14 protein-coding genes are annotated in these 17,261 nt (G+C 73.6%); 6 read left to right on the top strand and 8 right to left on the bottom strand.

Annotated elements, in window-relative coordinates:
- Position 1 precedes the first annotated feature (1 nt).
- The 4 genes from HET64_RS05860 to HET64_RS05845 are packed head-to-tail and all read left to right on the top strand — an operon-like array spanning position 2 to position 4,177.
- Positions 2-1,093 (top strand): ABC transporter permease, encoded by a 1,092-nt coding sequence (locus HET64_RS05860; protein ID WP_215102981.1) that lies wholly within the window; start codon positions 2-4, stop codon positions 1,091-1,093.
- Complete coding sequence (locus tag HET64_RS05855; protein ID WP_215102980.1) at positions 1,090-2,064, top strand: ABC transporter permease; 975 nt, start codon at positions 1,090-1,092, stop codon at positions 2,062-2,064. The genes HET64_RS05860 and HET64_RS05855 overlap by 4 nt, the downstream gene beginning before the upstream one ends.
- Positions 2,061-3,128: an ABC transporter ATP-binding protein gene (locus HET64_RS05850; RefSeq protein WP_215102979.1), complete on the top strand. Its 1,068-nt coding sequence runs from the start codon at positions 2,061-2,063 to the stop codon at positions 3,126-3,128. Before HET64_RS05855 ends, HET64_RS05850 begins: the two co-directional genes overlap by 4 nt.
- Positions 3,125-4,177 carry an ABC transporter ATP-binding protein gene (locus HET64_RS05845; protein ID WP_215102978.1) on the top strand — a complete coding sequence of 351 codons (1,053 nt, stop codon included), beginning with the start codon at positions 3,125-3,127 and terminating at the stop codon, positions 4,175-4,177. Before HET64_RS05850 ends, HET64_RS05845 begins: the two co-directional genes overlap by 4 nt.
- A gap of 14 nt (positions 4,178-4,191) precedes the next feature.
- Here HET64_RS05845 and HET64_RS05840 read toward each other — a convergent pair whose 3' ends face one another.
- Entirely contained in the window at positions 4,192-4,749 is a 558-nt protein-coding gene (locus tag HET64_RS05840; RefSeq protein WP_215102977.1) for a dihydrofolate reductase family protein, read from the bottom strand.
- A 187-nt stretch (positions 4,750-4,936) separates the two neighbouring features.
- Here HET64_RS05840 and HET64_RS05835 point away from each other — a divergent pair, with 187 nt between their 5' ends.
- Positions 4,937-5,572: a transcriptional regulator gene (locus tag HET64_RS05835; protein WP_215102976.1), complete on the top strand. Its 636-nt coding sequence runs from the start codon at positions 4,937-4,939 to the stop codon at positions 5,570-5,572.
- Positions 5,569-6,906, top strand: coding sequence for an MFS transporter (locus tag HET64_RS05830; protein ID WP_215102975.1), 1,338 nt, complete (start codon positions 5,569-5,571; stop codon positions 6,904-6,906). Before HET64_RS05835 ends, HET64_RS05830 begins: the two co-directional genes overlap by 4 nt.
- On the opposite strand, the gene HET64_RS05825 is transcribed toward HET64_RS05830, so the two are convergent.
- From HET64_RS05825 to infB, 7 genes are all read right to left on the bottom strand, one after another.
- Entirely contained in the window at positions 6,907-8,034 is a 1,128-nt protein-coding gene (locus tag HET64_RS05825) for an XdhC family protein (RefSeq protein WP_215102974.1), read from the bottom strand. It abuts the gene before it with no gap.
- A gap of 55 nt (positions 8,035-8,089) precedes the next feature.
- Positions 8,090-9,046, bottom strand: a complete 957-nt coding sequence (locus HET64_RS05820) for a bifunctional riboflavin kinase/FAD synthetase (RefSeq protein ID WP_215102973.1) — start codon at positions 9,044-9,046, stop codon at positions 8,090-8,092.
- A gap of 43 nt (positions 9,047-9,089) precedes the next feature.
- Positions 9,090-12,641 (bottom strand): trypsin-like peptidase domain-containing protein, encoded by a 3,552-nt coding sequence (locus HET64_RS05815; RefSeq protein ID WP_215102972.1) that lies wholly within the window; start codon positions 12,639-12,641, stop codon positions 9,090-9,092.
- A 262-nt stretch (positions 12,642-12,903) separates the two neighbouring features.
- On the bottom strand, positions 12,904-13,803 hold the full coding sequence (gene truB, locus HET64_RS05810) for a tRNA pseudouridine(55) synthase TruB (protein WP_215102971.1): 900 nt from the start codon (positions 13,801-13,803) through the stop codon (positions 12,904-12,906).
- A complete protein-coding gene (gene rbfA, locus HET64_RS05805; protein WP_215102970.1) occupies positions 13,800-14,276 on the bottom strand; it encodes a 30S ribosome-binding factor RbfA in 477 nt (158 codons plus the stop codon). Before rbfA ends, truB begins: the two co-directional genes overlap by 4 nt.
- A 36-nt stretch (positions 14,277-14,312) precedes the next feature.
- On the bottom strand, positions 14,313-14,606 hold the full coding sequence (locus HET64_RS05800; RefSeq protein ID WP_018960670.1) for a DUF503 domain-containing protein: 294 nt from the start codon (positions 14,604-14,606) through the stop codon (positions 14,313-14,315).
- 199 nt (positions 14,607-14,805) lie between these two features.
- Positions 14,806-17,261, bottom strand: a 2,456-nt coding sequence (infB, locus tag HET64_RS05795; RefSeq protein WP_215102969.1) for a translation initiation factor IF-2, incomplete at its 5' end; no start/stop codon positions are given.

The following is a 17,261-nucleotide window of genomic DNA, read 5'->3' as shown; positions in this document are numbered from 1 at the left end:
CATGAGCTCAGAAAGCACTCCCGCCCTGCGAGAGGGCGCGGCGGGCGTGGAGAGCACCGAATCCGGCGGCCCGGCTCCGGCCGGGCCGTCGGCCCGCTCCCCCCGCTCCCGCTCCACCGCCGCCTACGCCCGCTACGCGGCGGGCAAGCTCGCCGGGGCGGCCGTCTCCCTCTTCGCCGTCCTCGTCACCAGCTTCTTCCTCTTCCGGCTGATCCCCGGCGACCCGGTCAAGCAGATGACCGGCGGCCGTCAGGTGTCGACCGAGCAGATCGCGGCGATGCGCCGTGAGTTCGGCCTCGACCTGCCGCTGTGGGAGCAGTTCACCCAGTACTGCGGCAAGGCGCTGACCGGCGACTTCGGTACGTCGTACCAGTTCCGCGCCCCGGTCGTCGACAAGATCGCCGAGGCGCTGCCGGCCACCCTGTTGCTGACCGGCACCGCCTTCGTGATCTACACGCTGCTCGGCATCTGGCTGGGCGCCCGCTCCGCGTGGCGCAACGGCAGTGCCGGGGACCGTGCCAACACCGCGTTCGCGCTGACGCTGTACTCGGTGCCCTCGTTCTGGCTCGGCCTGCTCCTCATCATCACCCTGTCGGTGGGCATCGGCCCGATCCCCGGGCTCTTCCCGACCGGCGGTATGGAGTCCGGCGACACCGAGGGCTTCGACCGGGTGCTGGACATCGCCCACCACATGGTGCTGCCCGTCGTCACGCTCGTCGCCGTGGAGTACGCGCGCACCCTGCTGGTGATGCGCTCCTCGCTGCTGGACGAGATGGGCAGCGACTATCTGACGACCGCCCGCGCCAAGGGGCTGCGCGACGACCTCGTCCGCCGGAAGCACGCCGTGCCGAACGCGATGCTGCCGACCGTGACGCTGCTCTTCGTGAACCTCGGCACGACGGTCGCCGGGGCGATCCTGGTGGAGACGGTGTTCTCCTGGCCGGGGCTCGGCGGCCTCTTCTACCAGGCGCTGAGCGTGCCCGACCTGCCGTTGGTGCAGGCGCTGTTCTTCGTGTTCGCCGCCGCGGTGATCCTGATGAACACGCTGGCCGATGTGATCTATCCGCTGCTCGATCCCCGGGTGGGCCGATGACGACGTCGATGCAGAAGTCCGGGCCGCTGGAGCCGGACGCCCCGAAGCCCTCCGGGCAGCCGGAGAAGGTGGTCCCGGTACAGAGCCCGCGCGCCCTCACCCGGGCCCGGCGGCGGCAGGCGGTGGCCCGCTTCTGGCGGCAGTACCGCACGCACCGCGCCGGTCTCGTCGGACTCGCCGTGCTGGCGGTGATCGCCCTGCTCGCGCTGACCGCCCCGCTGCTGGTCGGAGCCGACTCGCAGAGCGTGACCAACGCCCCGGGCGGCCCGATGGAGGCGCCGAGCGGTGAGTTCCCGCTCGGGACCGACCAGTTCGGCCGCAGCCTGCTGGCCCTGATGCTCTGGGGCACCCGGGTCTCGCTGACGGTCGGGCTGCTCGCCGCCTTCCTGTCCGTGGCGATCGGCACCCTCATCGGGATCACCGCGGGCCACTTCAAGGGCTGGTACGCCACCGTCATCATGCGGGTCACCGACTGGTTCCTGGTGATGCCGACCCTGGTGCTGGCCATCGCCCTGGCCACGGTCCTGTCCCGGTCGGTGTGGACGACGATCCTGGCGATCGGTGTCACGACCTGGCCGACGACCGCACGTCTGGTCCGCGCCCAGACGCTGTCCGTCGAGTCCCGCCCGTACATCGAACGCTCCCGGGCGCTCGGCGGCGGACACCGCCACATCATGTCGCGTCACGTCCTGCCCAATGTGATGCCGCTGGTACTGGCCCAGACCACGCTCGTGATCTCCACCGCCATCCTCACCGAGGCGACCCTCGCCTTCCTCGGGCTCAGCGATCCCACGATCGTCTCCTGGGGCGGTCTGCTCCAGGACGCCCGCGAGGCCGGCGCGGTCAGCTCCGGCAACTGGTGGTACCTCGCTCCGCCCGGACTCGCCATCGCCGTGGTCGCCCTGGCCTTCACGCTGTGCGGCCGCGCCATCGAGTCCGTGCTCAACCCCAAGCTGGGGGTGTCCCGTTGACCGCCACGACCACGACCACCACGCCGAATCCGGACCCGTCCGGCTCTCCCGGCCCGTCGAAGCCGGTCGGCGATCCGCCGCTCCTGGAGGTGCGGAACCTGACCGTCACGTACGGGGGCGGGGCCGACGCCGTCCCCGCCGTACGGGGGGTCGATCTGCGGGTCGAGGCCGGGCAGAAGCTCGGCATCGCCGGTGAGTCCGGCTGCGGCAAGTCGACGCTGGCCCTCGCGCTGCTGCGGCTGCTGCCCGCGACGGCCACGCTGAGCGGCGAGATCCTCCTCGACGGCGAGGACGTCCTGACCATGAAGTGGGGGCGGCTGCGGGCGGTCCGCTGGGCGGGCGCGTCGATCGTCTTCCAGGGCGCGATGCACTCGCTGAACGCCGTGCACCGGGTCGGGGACCAGATCGCCGAGCCGGTCCTGCTCCACAGCAGGGCGACCCCCGCCGCCGCCCGCAAGCGGGCCGGTGAGCTGCTGGAGCAGGTGGGGCTGCCCGCCGCCCGGGCCCAGTCCTATCCGCACGAGCTGTCGGGCGGTCAGCGGCAGCGCGTGATGATCGCCATGGCGCTGGCCTGCGATCCGCTGCTGATCGTCGCGGACGAGCCGACCACCGCCCTCGACGTGATGATCCAGGCGCAGATCCTGCGGCTGATCGAGGCGCTCGTGGCGGACCAGGGCGTCGGGCTGATCATGATCAGCCATGACCTCGCGGTCCTCGCCGACACCTGTGACCGGCTCTCGGTGATGTACGCGGGCCGGGTCGTCGAGGAGGGCCCCGCCCGGCAGGTGTACACGGACGCCCGCCACCCGTACGGCAAGGCACTCTCCGCCGCGTTCCCGAGGATCGGGGACCTCTCCTCCCGGCACGCCCCGCGCGGCCTGCCGGGAGACCCGCCGGACCCCTCGGCGCTGCCGGGCGGCTGCACCTTCCATCCGCGCTGCCCGGTGGCGCTCGACTCCTGCGCCACCGAGGACCAGGAGCTGCGGGGGTCCGGGGCCGAGCACCGGGCGGCCTGCGTCCTGGTGGACGCCCCGGCCGCCGACGACGCGAGGAGCACGACATGAGCGCCACCCCTCCGACCGGTGCCACGCCTCCCGTCACCGCGGCTCCCCTGCTCAGCGCCGAGACGCTGAAGGTGGCCTTCCCCGGCCGGCGCGGGGCCGCCACCGCCCGTGCCGTGGACGGCGTCGACCTCGACATCCGGCCCGGCGAGATCGTCGCGCTGGTCGGCGAGTCCGGCTGCGGCAAGACGACGCTCGCCCGTTCCCTGCTCGGCCTGGTCCCGCCCACCTCGGGCCGGGTCACCTTCGGCGGCGCACCGCTCGACTACACGGGCCGGGCGCTCAAGGCGTACCGAAAGCGCGTGCAGTTGGTCCTCCAGGACCCCAGCGGCTCGCTCAACCCCCGGCACACGGTGTACGACGCGGTGGCCGAGGGTCTGCGCATCCACGGGTACGCGGGCGACGAGCGGGCGGCCGTCTCGGAAGCCCTTTCCCGGGCGGGGCTGCGACCGCCGGAGCGGTTCTTCCTGCGCTTCCCGCACGAGCTGTCGGGCGGTCAGCGCCAGCGCGTGGTGATCGCCGGGGCCCTGGTGCTGGAGCCGGAGCTGATCGTGGCCGACGAGCCGGTGGCGTCGCTGGACGCGTCGGTACGGGGCGAGATCCTGGCGCTGCTGCTGCGCCTGCGGGACGAGCTGGGGCTCTCGGCGCTGGTGGTCACCCACGACCTGGGGCTCGCCTGGAACATCGCGGACCGGGTGGCGGTGATGTATCTGGGCCGGATCGTCGAGACGGGCCCGGTCGAGCAGTTGCTGACGGCCCCCCGGCATCCGTACACCCGGGCCCTGTTGTCCGTGCTCCCGGAGGCGGAGGGCGAACCGGTCGTGCTGGCCGGGGAGCCGCCGGACCCCTCGAAGGTGCCCGGCGGCTGCCGTTTCCACGTCCGCTGCCAGGTCCTGGCCTCGGGCGAGGCGGAGCGGGCGGGCGTGGCGGAGGCATGCCGCACGGTGGATCTGCCGGTGCTGAGCGGCGGCGGGGGCACGCAGGTGGCGTGCCACTGGGCGGCGGCGTGCGGCGGGGAGGACGCGGGAAGGCCCGCCGGGGCGCCCGCCTGAGAGGCAGGTGCTGTTCATCGGGTCCGGTAGTGGGCGTGGATCAGTCCGCCGGCAAAGGCGTGCTCCTCGACCAGTTCGAGGTCGAGGCGCACGCCGTCGGGGAAGAACCGCTTGCCGCCGCCGACCACGCTCGTGGTGATGAAGAGGTGGTACTCGTCCACCAGGCCGGCCGCGATGGCCTGGGCGGCGAGGTTCGGGCCGTCGACGGTGAGGTCGTGTTCGGCCTCGGCCTTGAGCCAGCGCACCGCGTCCGGGTCGAAGGTCCGCTCGACCCTGGTCCTCGCGCTGGACACCTCGTCGAGCGTCGTGGAGTACACGACCTTCTCCGCGGCCTGCCAGTCACGGGCGTACTGCAGGATGTGCGGCGGCTGGTCGGGCTCGGTGTGCGCGGTCTCCCAGTAGACCATCGTCTCGTACATCCGCCGGCCGTAGAGGTACGTGCCGACGGGGCGGAAGAGGTCGCCGACGAAGGTGTGCACCTCCGGATCCTCGGCCCCGGTGCCGAGGCCGCCCTCCGCCGCCTCGGCGTAGCCGTCGAGCGAGGTGATCATGGAGTAGATGAGCTTGGCCACGGTGTCTCCTTCGGTGCGAACGCTTGCCTGCGGGCGGTCCCCCAGGTGATGACGCCCGTCCGGCCCGGAACTCATCGGCCGGATCGCCGGAACTGACCACGAAGAGTTCTTCGCCAACACTCTTTTGCGAACACTCCTTCGCGAAGAACTCTTTGCGAAGAACTCTTTGCGGTCTAGGGTGTGCCTCATGACAGATGACGCGTCAGCCAGGCCGGACGCCCCGGTCGCCGAAGAGGGATCGGTCGTCCTGGACGCCAAGGGGCTGCGCGCCCTGGCGCATCCGGTACGCGTGCGGCTGGTCGGACTACTCGGGAAGCACGGCCCGTCGACGGCCACCCGCCTCGCGGAGCGGCTGGGGGTGAACTCCGGGACGGCCAGCTACCACCTGCGTCAGCTCGGCGCTGCCGGCTTCGTCGAGGAGGACACGGAGCGCGGCAACGCACGCGAGCGCTGGTGGCGTTCGGTGCACCGGACGATCTGGTTCAACGATCCGGAGCTGACCGAGCAGGAGCCCGAGGCCGCACTCGCCTACCAGCAGTCCGTCGCCGCCCTCCACACCCTGCGCACCCAGCAGACCCTGAACGGGCTTCAGACGATGCCCCGCGCCTGGCGGAACGCCTTCGACATGAGCGACTGGGCCCTCCGGCTCACGCCCGAGGAGACCACCGCCCTGTACGAAGAGCTGGCCGGGGTCATCACGCGCTACCGGCGGGACACCCCTGAGACCGCGGCAAGCGCCCCCGAGGGCGCTGAGCGGGTCGGTGTCATCACCCATATCCTGCCCGAGCTGGACGCCCCCGCGCCGGGAACGGAGGCGCGGTGACGGCGGACGCTCCCGGCGGCGGCGGAACCTCCGCGCAGCGGTCCTTAAAGCCGCTGGCCGGGGTACTGACCGCCATCGCCGTGTCCGTGACCGGTACGCGGATCTCTCTGGTGGCCCTGCCCTGGTTCGTGCTCGTCACCACGGGCAGCGCCACCCTCACCGGTCTGGTCGCCTTCTGCGAGATGGCGCCCTACGTGGTGGTCAAGGCGTTCACCGGCCCGCTGGTGGACCGGACCGGGCCGCGGGCCGTCTCCTGGACCACGGATCTGGCGAGCGCGGCCGCCGCCTCCGCGATCCCGCTTCTCCACGCCCTGGACCTGCTCTCCTTCCCCGTCCTGCTGGGCCTGGTCGCGGTGATCGGCGCGGCACGCGGCCCGGGCGACCTGGCCAAGGAAGTCATGGTCCCGGAGGCCGCCGAGCGCGCCGGAACACCCCTGGAGCGGGCCATGGGCCTGTCCGGCGTGATCGAGCGGCTCGCCTCCACCATCGGCCCGGCGGCGGGCGGCGCCCTGGTGGCGCTGTTCGGCCCCATGACGGGCCTGGTCGTCAACGCGGTCTGCTTCGCCCTCGGTTCGGTCGTCGTGGCCGTCGCGCTGCCCCGCGGGATGGGGCAGCCGGTCGTGGACCCCTCGGCACCGGGCGGCGGAAAGGAGGCGGGCTACTGGCGCCGGTTCGGAGAGGGCTTCACCTTCCTTCGCCACGAACCGCTGCTGCTCGCCGTGATCGTCATGCTCGGGATCACCAACCTGCTGGACGCGGCGATGACCACCCTGCTGCTTCCCGTCTGGGCCGGGGAGTCCGGAAACGGCCCGGCGGCGATCGGCCTCATCGGCAGTGTGATGGGGGCTGCCGCGGTGGGCGGGAGTCTCATCGCCGCGATGGCCGCGCACCGACTGCGCCGCAGGGTGGTGGTCCTCGGCGGATTCCTGCTGGCCGGGGCGCCGAGATTCCTGGTCCTCGCCGTCGACGCCCCCTTGGGCGCGGTCCTGGCCGTCTTCGCCGTCAGCGGGTTCGGCGCCGGCTTCATCAACCCTGTGCTGGGGGCCGTGCTCGTCGAACGGGTGCCGCGCCGGATGCTGGGCCGGGTCAACGCGCTCGGTGACTCGCTGTCCTGGTCGGGAATCCCGCTCGGCGGGCTGCTCGCGGGGGCGGCGGTGTCCGCGGTCGGACTGACTCCGGTGCTGCTCGCCTGCGGGGCGGCGTACTTCCTCACCACGAATCTGACGGGGCTGCGGCCCGAATGGCGGGCGATGGACCGCCCGGGTGAGGGCGGTGGCGTCCTGCCGCCGCAGGCGGAGGGGAACGCCGCGCGAGGCGACGCGACGGTGCCCTGACTACTCCGGGACGCCCGGTCCGCCGTGGTGGATCGCGCCCGTCAGTTCGCCGAGCGGCCGGCCCGTGCCGCCCCAGCGGTGCTGGATGATCTCGGCGGCGATCGAGACCGCCGTCTCCTCCGGCGTACGGGCTCCGAGGTCGAGGCCCACGGGTGAGGCGAGGCGTCCGAGGCGGGTCTCGTCCACCCCGGCCGCGCGCAGTCGGGCCAGCCGGTCGTGGTGGGTGCGGCGGCTGCCCATCACCCCGATGTACGCGGCGGGCGTGCGCAGGGCCGCGACGAGCAGGGGCACGTCGAACCTGGGGTCGTGGGTGAGCACACAGATCACCGTGCGGGCGTCGACCTCGGTGGACTCCAGGTAGGTGTGCGGCCAGGCGCGGACGACCTCGTCCGCCGTGGGGAAGCGCTCCCGGGTGGTGAAGGCGGGGCGGGCGTCGCAGACGGTGACCCGGTAGCCCAGGAACGAGCCGATGCGGGCGGTGGCCGCCGCGTGGTCGATCGCGCCGAAGACGAGCATGCGGGGCGGCGGGGCGTACGTCCGGACGAAGACGGCGACCTCCTGCATCCGGCGCTGGCCGTGCGCCCCGTACCACTGGATCGCGGTGTGTCCCTGGGCCAGCAGCCCCCGGGCGTCGTCGGTGACGGCGGCGTCCAGCCCTTCGGAACCCAGAGTGCCGGGGCCGGCGGGTGTGCCGGCGGGCCGGACGACCAGGCGGGCCCCGGTCTCCGCCGCTCCGGACAGGACCGTGGCCTCGGCGACCGGCCGGTCGGCGGCGATCAGGTCCAGCACGGCCGCGAGGTCCTCGCGTTCGGCGGCGGCCGCGTAGCCGCGCACCAGGACCTCGATCGTGCCACCGCAGGTCAGGCCGGTCCCGAACGCCTCGTCGTCGCTGATCCCGTACGACACCACGCGCGGCCCGGCCCCGGCGAGCACCTCGCGGGCGACTTCGTACACATCGCCCTCGACACAGCCTCCGGACACGCTGCCGACCACGGTCCCCGCCGCGTCGACGGCCATGACGGCGCCCGGGTCACGGGGCGCGCTGCCGTGCACGGCGACGACGGTCGCCAGGGCGAAGGGGACGCCTTCGGCGCACCGGGCACGGAGGGCGGGCAGGATGTCACGCACCCTGTCAGCATCCGCCGTCGACGGGCGGACCGCACGGTGGGGGTGGGGCCCGTCGTCAGTGGGTGAGGCCGTACGCGGCGGTCAGCTCGCTGGAGCGCTTCACGTCGGCGGCCATGGCGACCAGGAGCTCGTCGATCGAGTCGAACTTCAGCATGCCGCGGACGTACGCGAGGAAGTCGACGGCCACGTGCAGCCCGTACAGGTCCAGGTCGACGCGGTCGATGGCGTACGCCTCGACGGTCCGCTCGGTGCCGTCGAACTGCGGGTTCGTGCCGACCGAGATCGCGGCGGGCATCGACTCACCGGCCACCTCCAGCCAGCCGGCGTAGACGCCGTCGGCGGGGATCGCGGTGTGCGGCAGGGTCTCGACGTTGGCTGTCGGGAAGCCCAGCTCCCGGCCGCGCTGCGCGCCGCGCACCACGATGCCCTCGACCCGGTGCGGGCGGCCGAGGATCTCGGCGGCACCGGCGACATCGCCCTCCGCGATCAGCCGCCGGGTGAGCGTGGAGGAGAACGGCTGTCCGCCGCCCGCCTCGCCGGTGACATACAGGTCGATGACCTCGACGGTGTAGTCGTAGGTGGCGCCCAGCTCGGTCAGGAGCGCGACGTTCCCGGCGGCCTTGTGGCCGAAGCGGAAGTTGGGGCCCTCGATGACGGCCTTGGCGTGCAGCCGGTCGACGAGGACCTTCGCGATGAAGTCGGCGGGCGACAGCTTGGAGAACTCGGCGGTGAACGGCAGGATCAGCAGGGCGTCCACGCCCAGCTCCGCCATCAGCTCGGCGCGGCGGTGGTGCGGGGCGAGCAGCGGCGGGTGGCTGCCGGGGCGGACGACCTCGCTGGGGTGCGGGTCGAAGGTGACGACGACCGACGGGACGCCCAGCTCACGGGCGCGCTCGACGGCCCGGCCGATGATCAGCTGGTGTCCGCGGTGCACGCCGTCGTAGGAGCCGATGGTGACGACGCTGCGCCCCCAGTCCTGGGGGATGTCCTCCAAGCCACGCCAGCGCTGCACTGTGACCGCTCCTCGCCCGAACCTGTGTACGTGTGTATGTCGATTACGCAGGTCTAAGACTGCCATGCTCACGTCCCGCCGCCTGCATCGGCATCGGCATCGACGGGCGTGATGTCTCCAACGCCTCGACCGTGCGCCGGGCGCTCGGCCCCACGACCGCCGCCCACTCCTGCGGGGCGTCGGCCAGCCAGCGGGTGACGAGTGCGGCGAATCCGGGCACGTCGCGGGCGAGCTCGACCAGCCCCCGGTCGAAACGGGCGGCGCCCTCGGGGGTGCGGACCAGCAGCATCCCGGTGCGGTGGACGAGTGCGCGTGTACGGATCTCCGGGCGGCGCTCCGAGCCCTCGGCGGCGGCCCGGAGAAGGGCCTCCAGCACATCCGGGTCCCGGCCGGTGACCTGCTCGAACTCCAGCAGGACCTCCAGCAGCTCCGCCCGCAGCGGCCGGGACGCGGCGCTGCCGGCCCCGGCGAGGACCCGGGCGAGCGCGGCGCGGACCGGCGGCGGTGCGGGGCGGTCCCGCAGCAGCCCGGTCACCAGGGGCAGGAGGAGTGCCCGGGCGGCCGGACCGTGCTCCAGGCGGAGGTCCACGTACTCGGCGGCGTGCGTGCCGTCCTCGGGATGGGCGTCGATGTACTCCCGTACGAGTCCGGCGACGTGCAGCGCGAGCGCGGGCGTGTCGAGCCCGGCCAGCGCCCGCAGCACCGCTCCCCCACCGTCCCCGGGGCGGGCGAGGCGGGCGCGGAGAGCGGCGAGGACCGGCTCCTGGTGGGCCGGGAACACCTCGGCGAGCAGTTCGACGGGCAGCCGGGGGTCTCCGGCGGCGAACGCGCGCAGCGCCCCGGGGAGGTGGGTTCTCCTGGCCACCGGGTCGCGGACGAGCAGGGTGAGGGCGGCGGCGTGCAGGGCGGCGTCCTCGGAGCGGTCCAGCAGCACGAGGGCGGCGGAGCGCAGCAGGGCCCGGTCGCCCTCGGCGGTGACCCGCTGCTGGAGGAGTCCGGCGTAGCGGGCGGCGGCGGAGCGGCGGGCCGGGCGGTCCTCGTCGCGGGCCCAGCGCTCCACGGCCCGGCAGAGCGCGGTGGGCTCGTCCTCGGCGAGGGCCAGCAGCAGTTCCCCGGCGCGCTGGTGCGGGGTGGCGATCAGCGCGTCGGTCAGCTCGTCGAGGGCCAGATCGCGGCGGGCGTACAGCAGAGCCTGCGCGGCGGCGGCGACCGTGGGGCGCAGCGGGACGTCCGGCGCGTCGGGGCCCACGAGCAGTGGGCGTTCGTCGGTGAACCAACGGCACAGCAGCGGCTGCACGGCGGGCGGGTCGAGGGCGAGGCGGCGGGCGACCGCGTCCAGATAGCGTTCGTCGCCGTCGGTGCGGGGCAGTCCGTCGGCGGGTACGAGGCGGCGGAGCAGGTCGATCCGGTCGTCCTCGGGCAGCCTCAGCCGCCGCCAGAACCAGGGCCCGAACTCCCCGTACGCCCCGAGGTCCCCGGGTCCTTCGGGGGCGGCGGAGCGGCGGGTGATGCGTCCGGCGAGGACCCGCAGGACGCCGAGATAGGGGCGGGCGTCGGGTACCCGCAGCAGGCTGCCGTTCAGCAGGTGGGCCGCCCACCATGCGGCGTCCTCGTCGCGCGGGCCCGCGTCGGTCCACAGCCGGTCCAGCGCCTCGATCAGGTCGGCCATCCGGTGCGCGAGCGCGGCGGTGCCCTGGCGGCGGCCGAGGAGCACCATCGCCTGGATCACCGGTCCGATGCGGTGCCGGGGAACGGGCAGGCTGCGGGGTTCGCCGGCGGTGCGGGGGTGCGGCACCCGGTCCGGGCCGGTACTCCCCCGGTGCCAGCGGTGCACCAGGGACCGCAGGGCCGCGTCCAGGTCGAGGTGGGCGCCCTGCACCCAGTCGCCGAGCTCCTCGTGGGCGAAGCGGTAGCCCGCACCGGCGGGGACGAGGAGGCCCTCGGTGAGGACGGCGGAGGCCCAGCCGGTGCGCCAGGGGAAGATCTCCTCGAAGGCAGCCCGGTCCAGCTCGCCCTGCCCGGGGCCGAGACAGCGGCGGGCCGCCTCGTGGACCTGGCCCGCGACCCGGGCGGCGAGCCGGCGCACGGCGGCGCCGCGGGGCTGTTCGTCGGCGGCGGCCGCGATCCGGACGGCGACGCGCACGCACAGCAGGTCGAGGTGGGCGCCGAAGACGTCCTCGGTGTCGGGCCGGCCCGGCACCCCGGGCGGCAGCGCGGCGCGGACCTCGGCGAGGAGTCGCAGGGTGAGCGGGTGCCGGTCGTGGCCGGGGGCGAGGGCGGCGGGCGGAATGCCATAGGCCTCCTTGGCCCGCTCGGCCTGCTCGGGGGTGAGGTCGCCCAGGCGCAGGGCGGACGGCAGCCTGCGGGCGGGTCGGTGCGGGCGGTGCAGGGCGCCCGGCGGGTAGAGGGCGCCCGCGGTCTCCCAGTGCTCGGGGCGGCAGGCCACGACGAGCCGGACGCCCTGCTCCCGCAGCCAGGCGGTGGTGTCCGCCGTCCAGTCGGCGAGCCGGTGGGCCAGCAGCGGCGGCATCTCCTCGGGGCCGTCGAGGACCACCAGGAGCGGCTGCCCGGCGTCGGCGGCGAGCCGGGCGACGCGCTCCGGGGTGGCCGTGCTCATGTCGCCGCGGGCGCCCGCCGCGGCGACGATCCGGGCGGCGCGGGTGAGGGCCCGGCCCGCGGCGTCCGCGATCGAGGTGTCCTCGGCCAGCAGGTCCGCGCCGCGCAGCCAGAGCGTGGGGGCGGGCGCGCCGCCGTCGGCGCGGCGGGCGGCGAGGGCGGCCAGCTCGGTGGTGCGGCCGGTGCCGGGCGCTCCGACGAGGCCGAGGACCGGGCCCGTACCCGCTGCGAAGGCGGCGAGCTCGGCGTGGACGTCGGCGCGCTCGACCGGGGCGGTGCGGGCTCGCGGGCCGTCCGCCGAGCCGACGGAGGTGGCGGTGAGCTGGAGGGCCCCGGCGAGGTTGAGGTCGGGGCCGTAGGCGGGGGCGGCGGTGGCGTTGCGGCGCAGCAGGGCGTCCAGCGTGTCGTCCGCGCCCCGGATGATCGGGAGGGCGAGGCCGGCCGCCTCGTGCGGGGCGGTGAGGGCGGTGCAGAGGATGCCGACGACCGCGCCGGTGGCCGGGTCGGTGACGGGCCCGCCGATGGCCGCGCCCCCGGAGCGCAGGGCGTCGCGGCCGTCGGTGCCGAGGGCCAGCTCCAGGGCGGCGGGGACCGGGTGGCCGACGCCGTCCGGTGCGGTGTACGTGGCGGGGGTGGTGCCGAGCACCCGGGCCTCGCGCCGCCCGTGGGCGGCGATGTCCACGTAGCCGCCGGGCTCGGCGCGGTCGCGTCCGGCGATGGGCAGGGGTTCCGCGTCGAGGGCGTCGGGGCCGCCGGTGCGCAGGAGGGCGAGGCCGAGGGCGGGGAGCGCGGTGATGTCGTCGGGGCCGACGGTGCGGGTGCGGCCGCCGGTGCCGTGGAGGAGGAGCGGGCCCGGGGAGGTCACGGCCTGGTGGGCGGTGACGACCGTGCCGCGGTCGTCCGCGACGAATCCCGTCCCTCGCGGCCGGCCGGCCTGATCACAGATTCTTACCAGCTTCGACCGGTCCCCACTGCCCATGGTGCGACGTTAGGCCGCCGGTGATCTCCTGGAGCGCGCGGACGATGAAAGCGCCCCCCACGCCCCCGGTATTCACTCCGAGCGCCCGTCCAATGGGGTGAATAAGCGTGTCCCGCGAGGAGCAGGAATGGTGCCGGGGAGGGGAACGTGGAGCGGGCGCCCGGGTGGGGGGTGGGTGCCCGCTCCACGCATGGCCTTCCGCGTCGCACGGGGTGCGGGACGCGGCAGGGAAGGGCCCGCGTGGCGGATTCGGCCTCGCGGCTCAGGCGAAGACGGCGAGGCTCTTGGCCTTGCCCTTCTCCTCCTCGACGAGCACGAGGAACGCGCCGTCGGGCCCGAAGACCGCGACCGGCCCCGGCGGATGGGCGGGCATGTCCAGCCGTACGCCGTTGAGGAGCAGCTTGGCGCGCTTCTCGTCCACGTCCCAGCGGGGGAACGCGGAGGCGGCCGCCTCGGCGACCGGCATCACGGTCAGCTCCTCCTGGTGCTGGTCGAGCGTCCGGGCCGCGTCCAGTCCGTACGGGCCGACCCGGGTGCGGCGCAGCGCTGTCAGGTGGCCGCCGACGCCGAGTCCGGCGCCGAGGTCGCGGGCGATGGCGCGGATGTAGGTCCCCGAGGAGCAGACGACGGAGACGACCAGGTCGAGGACGGGGGTGCCGTCCTCGGCGACGGCCTCGCGGACGTCGTAGAGGCGGAAGGAGGAGACGGTCACCGGACGGGCCGGGATCTCGAACTCCTCGCCGCCGCGCACCCGCGCGTAGGACCGCTTGCCGTCGATCTTGATGGCGCTGACCTTGGACGGGACCTGCATGATCCGGCCGGTGAGTGCGGCAACCCCGGCGTCGATGGACGCGCGGCTCACGCCGGAGGCGTCGGTGGACGAGGTGATCTCGCCCTCGGCGTCGTCGGTGACGGTGTCCTGGCCGAGCCGGATCGTGCCGAGGTACTCCTTCTCGGTCAGGGCGAGGTGGCCCAGCAGCTTGGTGGCCCGCTGGACCCCGAGAACGAGGACGCCGGTCGCCATCGGGTCCAGCGTGCCGGCGTGGCCGACCCGCCGGGTGCGGGCGATGCCGCGCATCTTGGCGACGACGTCGTGCGAAGTGAAGCCGGACGGCTTGTCGACGATGACAAGGCCGTCCGGCGTGGTGGTCTGCTCGGTCATGCGGAGGCCGGGCCCTCGTTCTTCTCGGAGGATCCGTCGGTCTCGTCGTCCTCGTCCTCGGGCTTGCGGTACGGGTCGGCGTCGCCGGCGTACTGCGCGCCCGTGGACACCTGGCGCACCTCCGCGTCCTTGGCCCGCGCCTTGTCGAGGAGGTCCTCGATGGTGCGGGCGTTGTCCGGGAGGGCGTCCGGGACGAAGGCCAGGCTCGGCGTGAACCTGACCCCGGTCTGCCGGCCGACCTCGGTGCGGAGGACGCCCTTGGCGCTCTCCAGCGCCGCGGCGGAGGCCGCGCGCTCCTCGTCGTCGCCGTAGACCGTGTAGAAGACCGTGGCCTCCCGCAGGTCGCCGGTGACCCGGGCGTCCGTGATCGTCACGAATCCCAGCCGCGGATCCTTGATTCGCCGGTCCAGGGTCTCCGCGACCACGACCTGGATGCGATCGGCCAGCTTGCGGGCCCGCGCGTTGTCGGTCACCGGTCCGTCACTCTTCCTTCTGATTTCGCTCGACTGTCAGTCTTCGTCACTGTGCAGCCGCCGTCTCACCGACAGCAGCTCCACCTCGGGGCGTCCCGCGACCAGCCGTTCGCAGCGGTCCAGTACGTCCGTGAGGTGTCCGGTGTCACCGGAGACCACGGCAAGGCCGATCTCGGCCCTGCGGTGGAGATTCTGTCCGCCGGTCTCGGCCGCGCTCACCGCGTACTTGCGCTGGAGCTCGGCGACGATCGGGCGGACGACGGAACGCTTCTCCTTCAACGACCGTACGTCGCCGAGGAGCAGATCGAAGGACAGGGTCCCCACATACATGTGTGTCCGGATGTCCCGCCGGTTCGGGTTCGTGCCCCGCCAGAGCTTGCCGGGGACATCAGAACCGTACCGGAACGGCCGGAGCCGATCGACGGAAATACGACCCGTCGACCGGCCCCGACCGTGGTGGAGGGGGTCCGGGAGCGAACTCCCGGACCCCTTCCGAATCCCTGCGGATCCTCGCGGACCCGAGAGGTGATCAGCCTCGCGGCTTCTCGCGCATCTCGTACGTCGCGATGACGTCGTCGATCTTGATGTCGTTGAAGTTTCCGAGGTTGATACCGCCCTCGAAGCCTTCGCGGATCTCGGTGACGTCGTCCTTGAAGCGGCGCAGACCGGAGATGTTGAGGCTCTCCGCGATGACCTTGCCATCGCGCAGCAGGCGCGCCTTGGTGTTGCGCTTGACCTCGCCGGAGCGGACCAGCACACCGGCGATGTTGCCCAGCTTGGACGAGCGGAAGATCTCGCGGATCTCCGCCGTGCCGAGCTCGACCTCTTCGTACTCCGGCTTGAGCAGACCCTTGAGGGCCGCTTCGATCTCCTCGATCGCCTGGTAGATGACCGAGTAGTACCGGACGTCCACGCCTTCGCGCTCGGCCATCTGCTCGGCACGCCCTGCGGCGCGCACGTTGAAGCCGATCACGATGGCGTCGGAGCCGGTCGCCAGGTTGATGTCCGACTCGGTGACCGCACCCACACCGCGGTGCAGGATCCGGATGTCGACCTCTTCGCCGACGTCGAGCTGGAGCAGCGAGGACTCGAGAGCCTCCACCGAACCGGACGCGTCGCCCTTGATGATGAGGTTGAGCTCCTGGACCAGACCGGCCTTGAGCGCCTCGTCCAGGTTCTCCAGGGAGAACCGGACGCCCTTGCGGGCGAAGTTGGCGTTGCGCTCACGGGCGGCACGCTTCTCGGCGATCTGACGGGCCGTACGGTCCTCGTCGACCACCAGGAGGTTGTCGCCGGCGCCCGGGACGTTGGTGAGACCGAGCACCAGGACGGGGGTCGAGGGACCCGCTTCCTGGACGTTCTGACCGTTGTCGTCGAGCATGGCGCGCACTCGGCCGTAGGCGTCGCCCACGACCACCGTGTCACCGATGCGCAGCGTTCCGCGCTGGACCAGGACGGTCGAGACGGCACCGCGACCGCGGTCGAGGTGGGACTCGATCGCAATACCCTGCGCGTCCTGCTCCGGGTTGGCCCGCAGGTCCAGCGAGGCGTCGGCGGTGAGGACGACGGCCTCCAGGAGCGCCTCGATGTTGAGGCCCTGCTTGGCGGAGATGTCGACGAACATGGTGTCGCCGCCGTACTCCTCGGCCACCAGACCGAACTCGGTGAGCTGACCGCGCACCTTGGTCGGGTCGGCACCCTCGACGTCGATCTTGTTGACCGCGACCACGATCGGCACCTCGGCCGCCTTGGCGTGGTTCAGCGCCTCGATCGTCTGGGGCATCACACCGTCGTTGGCCGCCACCACGAGGATCGCGATGTCGGTCGACTTCGCACCACGGGCACGCATGGCGGTGAACGCCTCGTGACCCGGGGTGTCGATGAAGGTGATCTTGCGGTCCTCGCCGTTGACCTCGGAGGAGACCTGGTACGCACCGATGTGCTGCGTGATGCCGCCGGCCTCGCCCGCGACGACGTTCGTCTTGCGGATCGCGTCCAGCAGTCGGGTCTTACCGTGGTCGACGTGACCCATGACGGTCACGACCGGCGGACGCGAGACCAGAGCCTCTTCGCCGCCCTCGTCCTCGCCGAACTCGATGTCGAAGGACTCGAGCAGCTCGCGGTCCTCCTCCTCGGGGCTGACGATCTCCAGGACGTAGTTCATCTCCTCGGCGAGAAGCCGGAGCGTCTCGTCGGAAACGGACTGCGTGGCGGTGACCATCTCGCCGAGGTTCATCATCACGGCGACGAGCGACGCCGGGTTGGCGTTGATCTTCTCCGCGAAGTCGGTGAGCGAGGCGCCGCGCGACAGCCGGACGGCCTGTCCGTTGCCGCGAGGCAGCATGACGCCGCCGACCGACGGGGCCTGCATGGCCTCGTACTCCTGGCGCCTCTGCCGCTTCGACTTACGGCCACGACGCGCCGGACCGCCGGGACGGCCGAACGCACCCTGTGTGCCACCGCGGCCACCGGGGCCACCGGGACGGCCACCGAAGCCGGGACGACCGCCGAAGCCGCCGCCACCACCGGGACGACCGGCACCGCCGCCGCCACCGGGACCGGCCGGACGGCCGGCGAAGCCGCCACCGCCGCCGCCACCGGGACGACCGGCGAAGCCGCCGCCGCCACCGGGACGACCGCCGCCACCGGCACCGCCGGGACGACCGCCACCGCCGCCGGGACCACGGCCACCGCCGGGGCCACCGCCGGGACGCGGGCCCGCCGCGGGACGCTGCGGCATCATGCCCGGGTTGGGGCGGTTACCGGCGGGACCGCCGCCGGGACGCGGAGCCTGCGGGCGGGGCATGCCGCCCGGAGTGGGACGGGCACCGCCCTGACCCTGACCGCCCTGGGGGCGCGGGGCGCCGCCGGGGCCACTGCCCTGGGGACGCGGGGCGCCGGGGCGCTCCGAGCCGCCACCGGGGCGCGGGGCACCGCCGGGACGGGGCGCCGAGGGGCGCGCCATGCCGGTGGAACCGCCGGAGG

Source organism: Streptomyces sp. McG3, assembly GCF_018619185.1.
Classification (GTDB): Bacteria; Actinomycetota; Actinomycetes; order Streptomycetales; family Streptomycetaceae; genus Streptomyces.
The sequence above is the reverse complement of the archived record's forward strand: the minus strand, read 5'-3'. Positions and strand labels throughout refer to the sequence as shown.

Excerpts from the sequence above, each read along its gene's own strand:
- HET64_RS05860 (WP_215102981.1), top strand. The coding sequence starts at position 2 with ATGAGCTCAGAAAGCACTCCCGCCCTGCGAGAGGGCGCGGCGGGCGTG.
- HET64_RS05855 (WP_215102980.1), top strand. The coding sequence starts at position 1,090 with ATGACGACGTCGATGCAGAAGTCCGGGCCGCTGGAGCCGGACGCCCCG.
- HET64_RS05845 (WP_215102978.1), top strand. The coding sequence starts at position 3,125 with ATGAGCGCCACCCCTCCGACCGGTGCCACGCCTCCCGTCACCGCGGCT.
- HET64_RS05835 (WP_215102976.1), top strand. The coding sequence starts at position 4,937 with ATGACAGATGACGCGTCAGCCAGGCCGGACGCCCCGGTCGCCGAAGAG.
- HET64_RS05815 (WP_215102972.1), bottom strand. The coding sequence starts at position 12,641 with ATGGGCAGTGGGGACCGGTCGAAGCTGGTAAGAATCTGTGATCAGGCC.
- truB (WP_215102971.1), bottom strand. The coding sequence starts at position 13,803 with ATGACCGAGCAGACCACCACGCCGGACGGCCTTGTCATCGTCGACAAG.
- HET64_RS05800 (WP_018960670.1), bottom strand. The coding sequence starts at position 14,606 with ATGTATGTGGGGACCCTGTCCTTCGATCTGCTCCTCGGCGACGTACGG.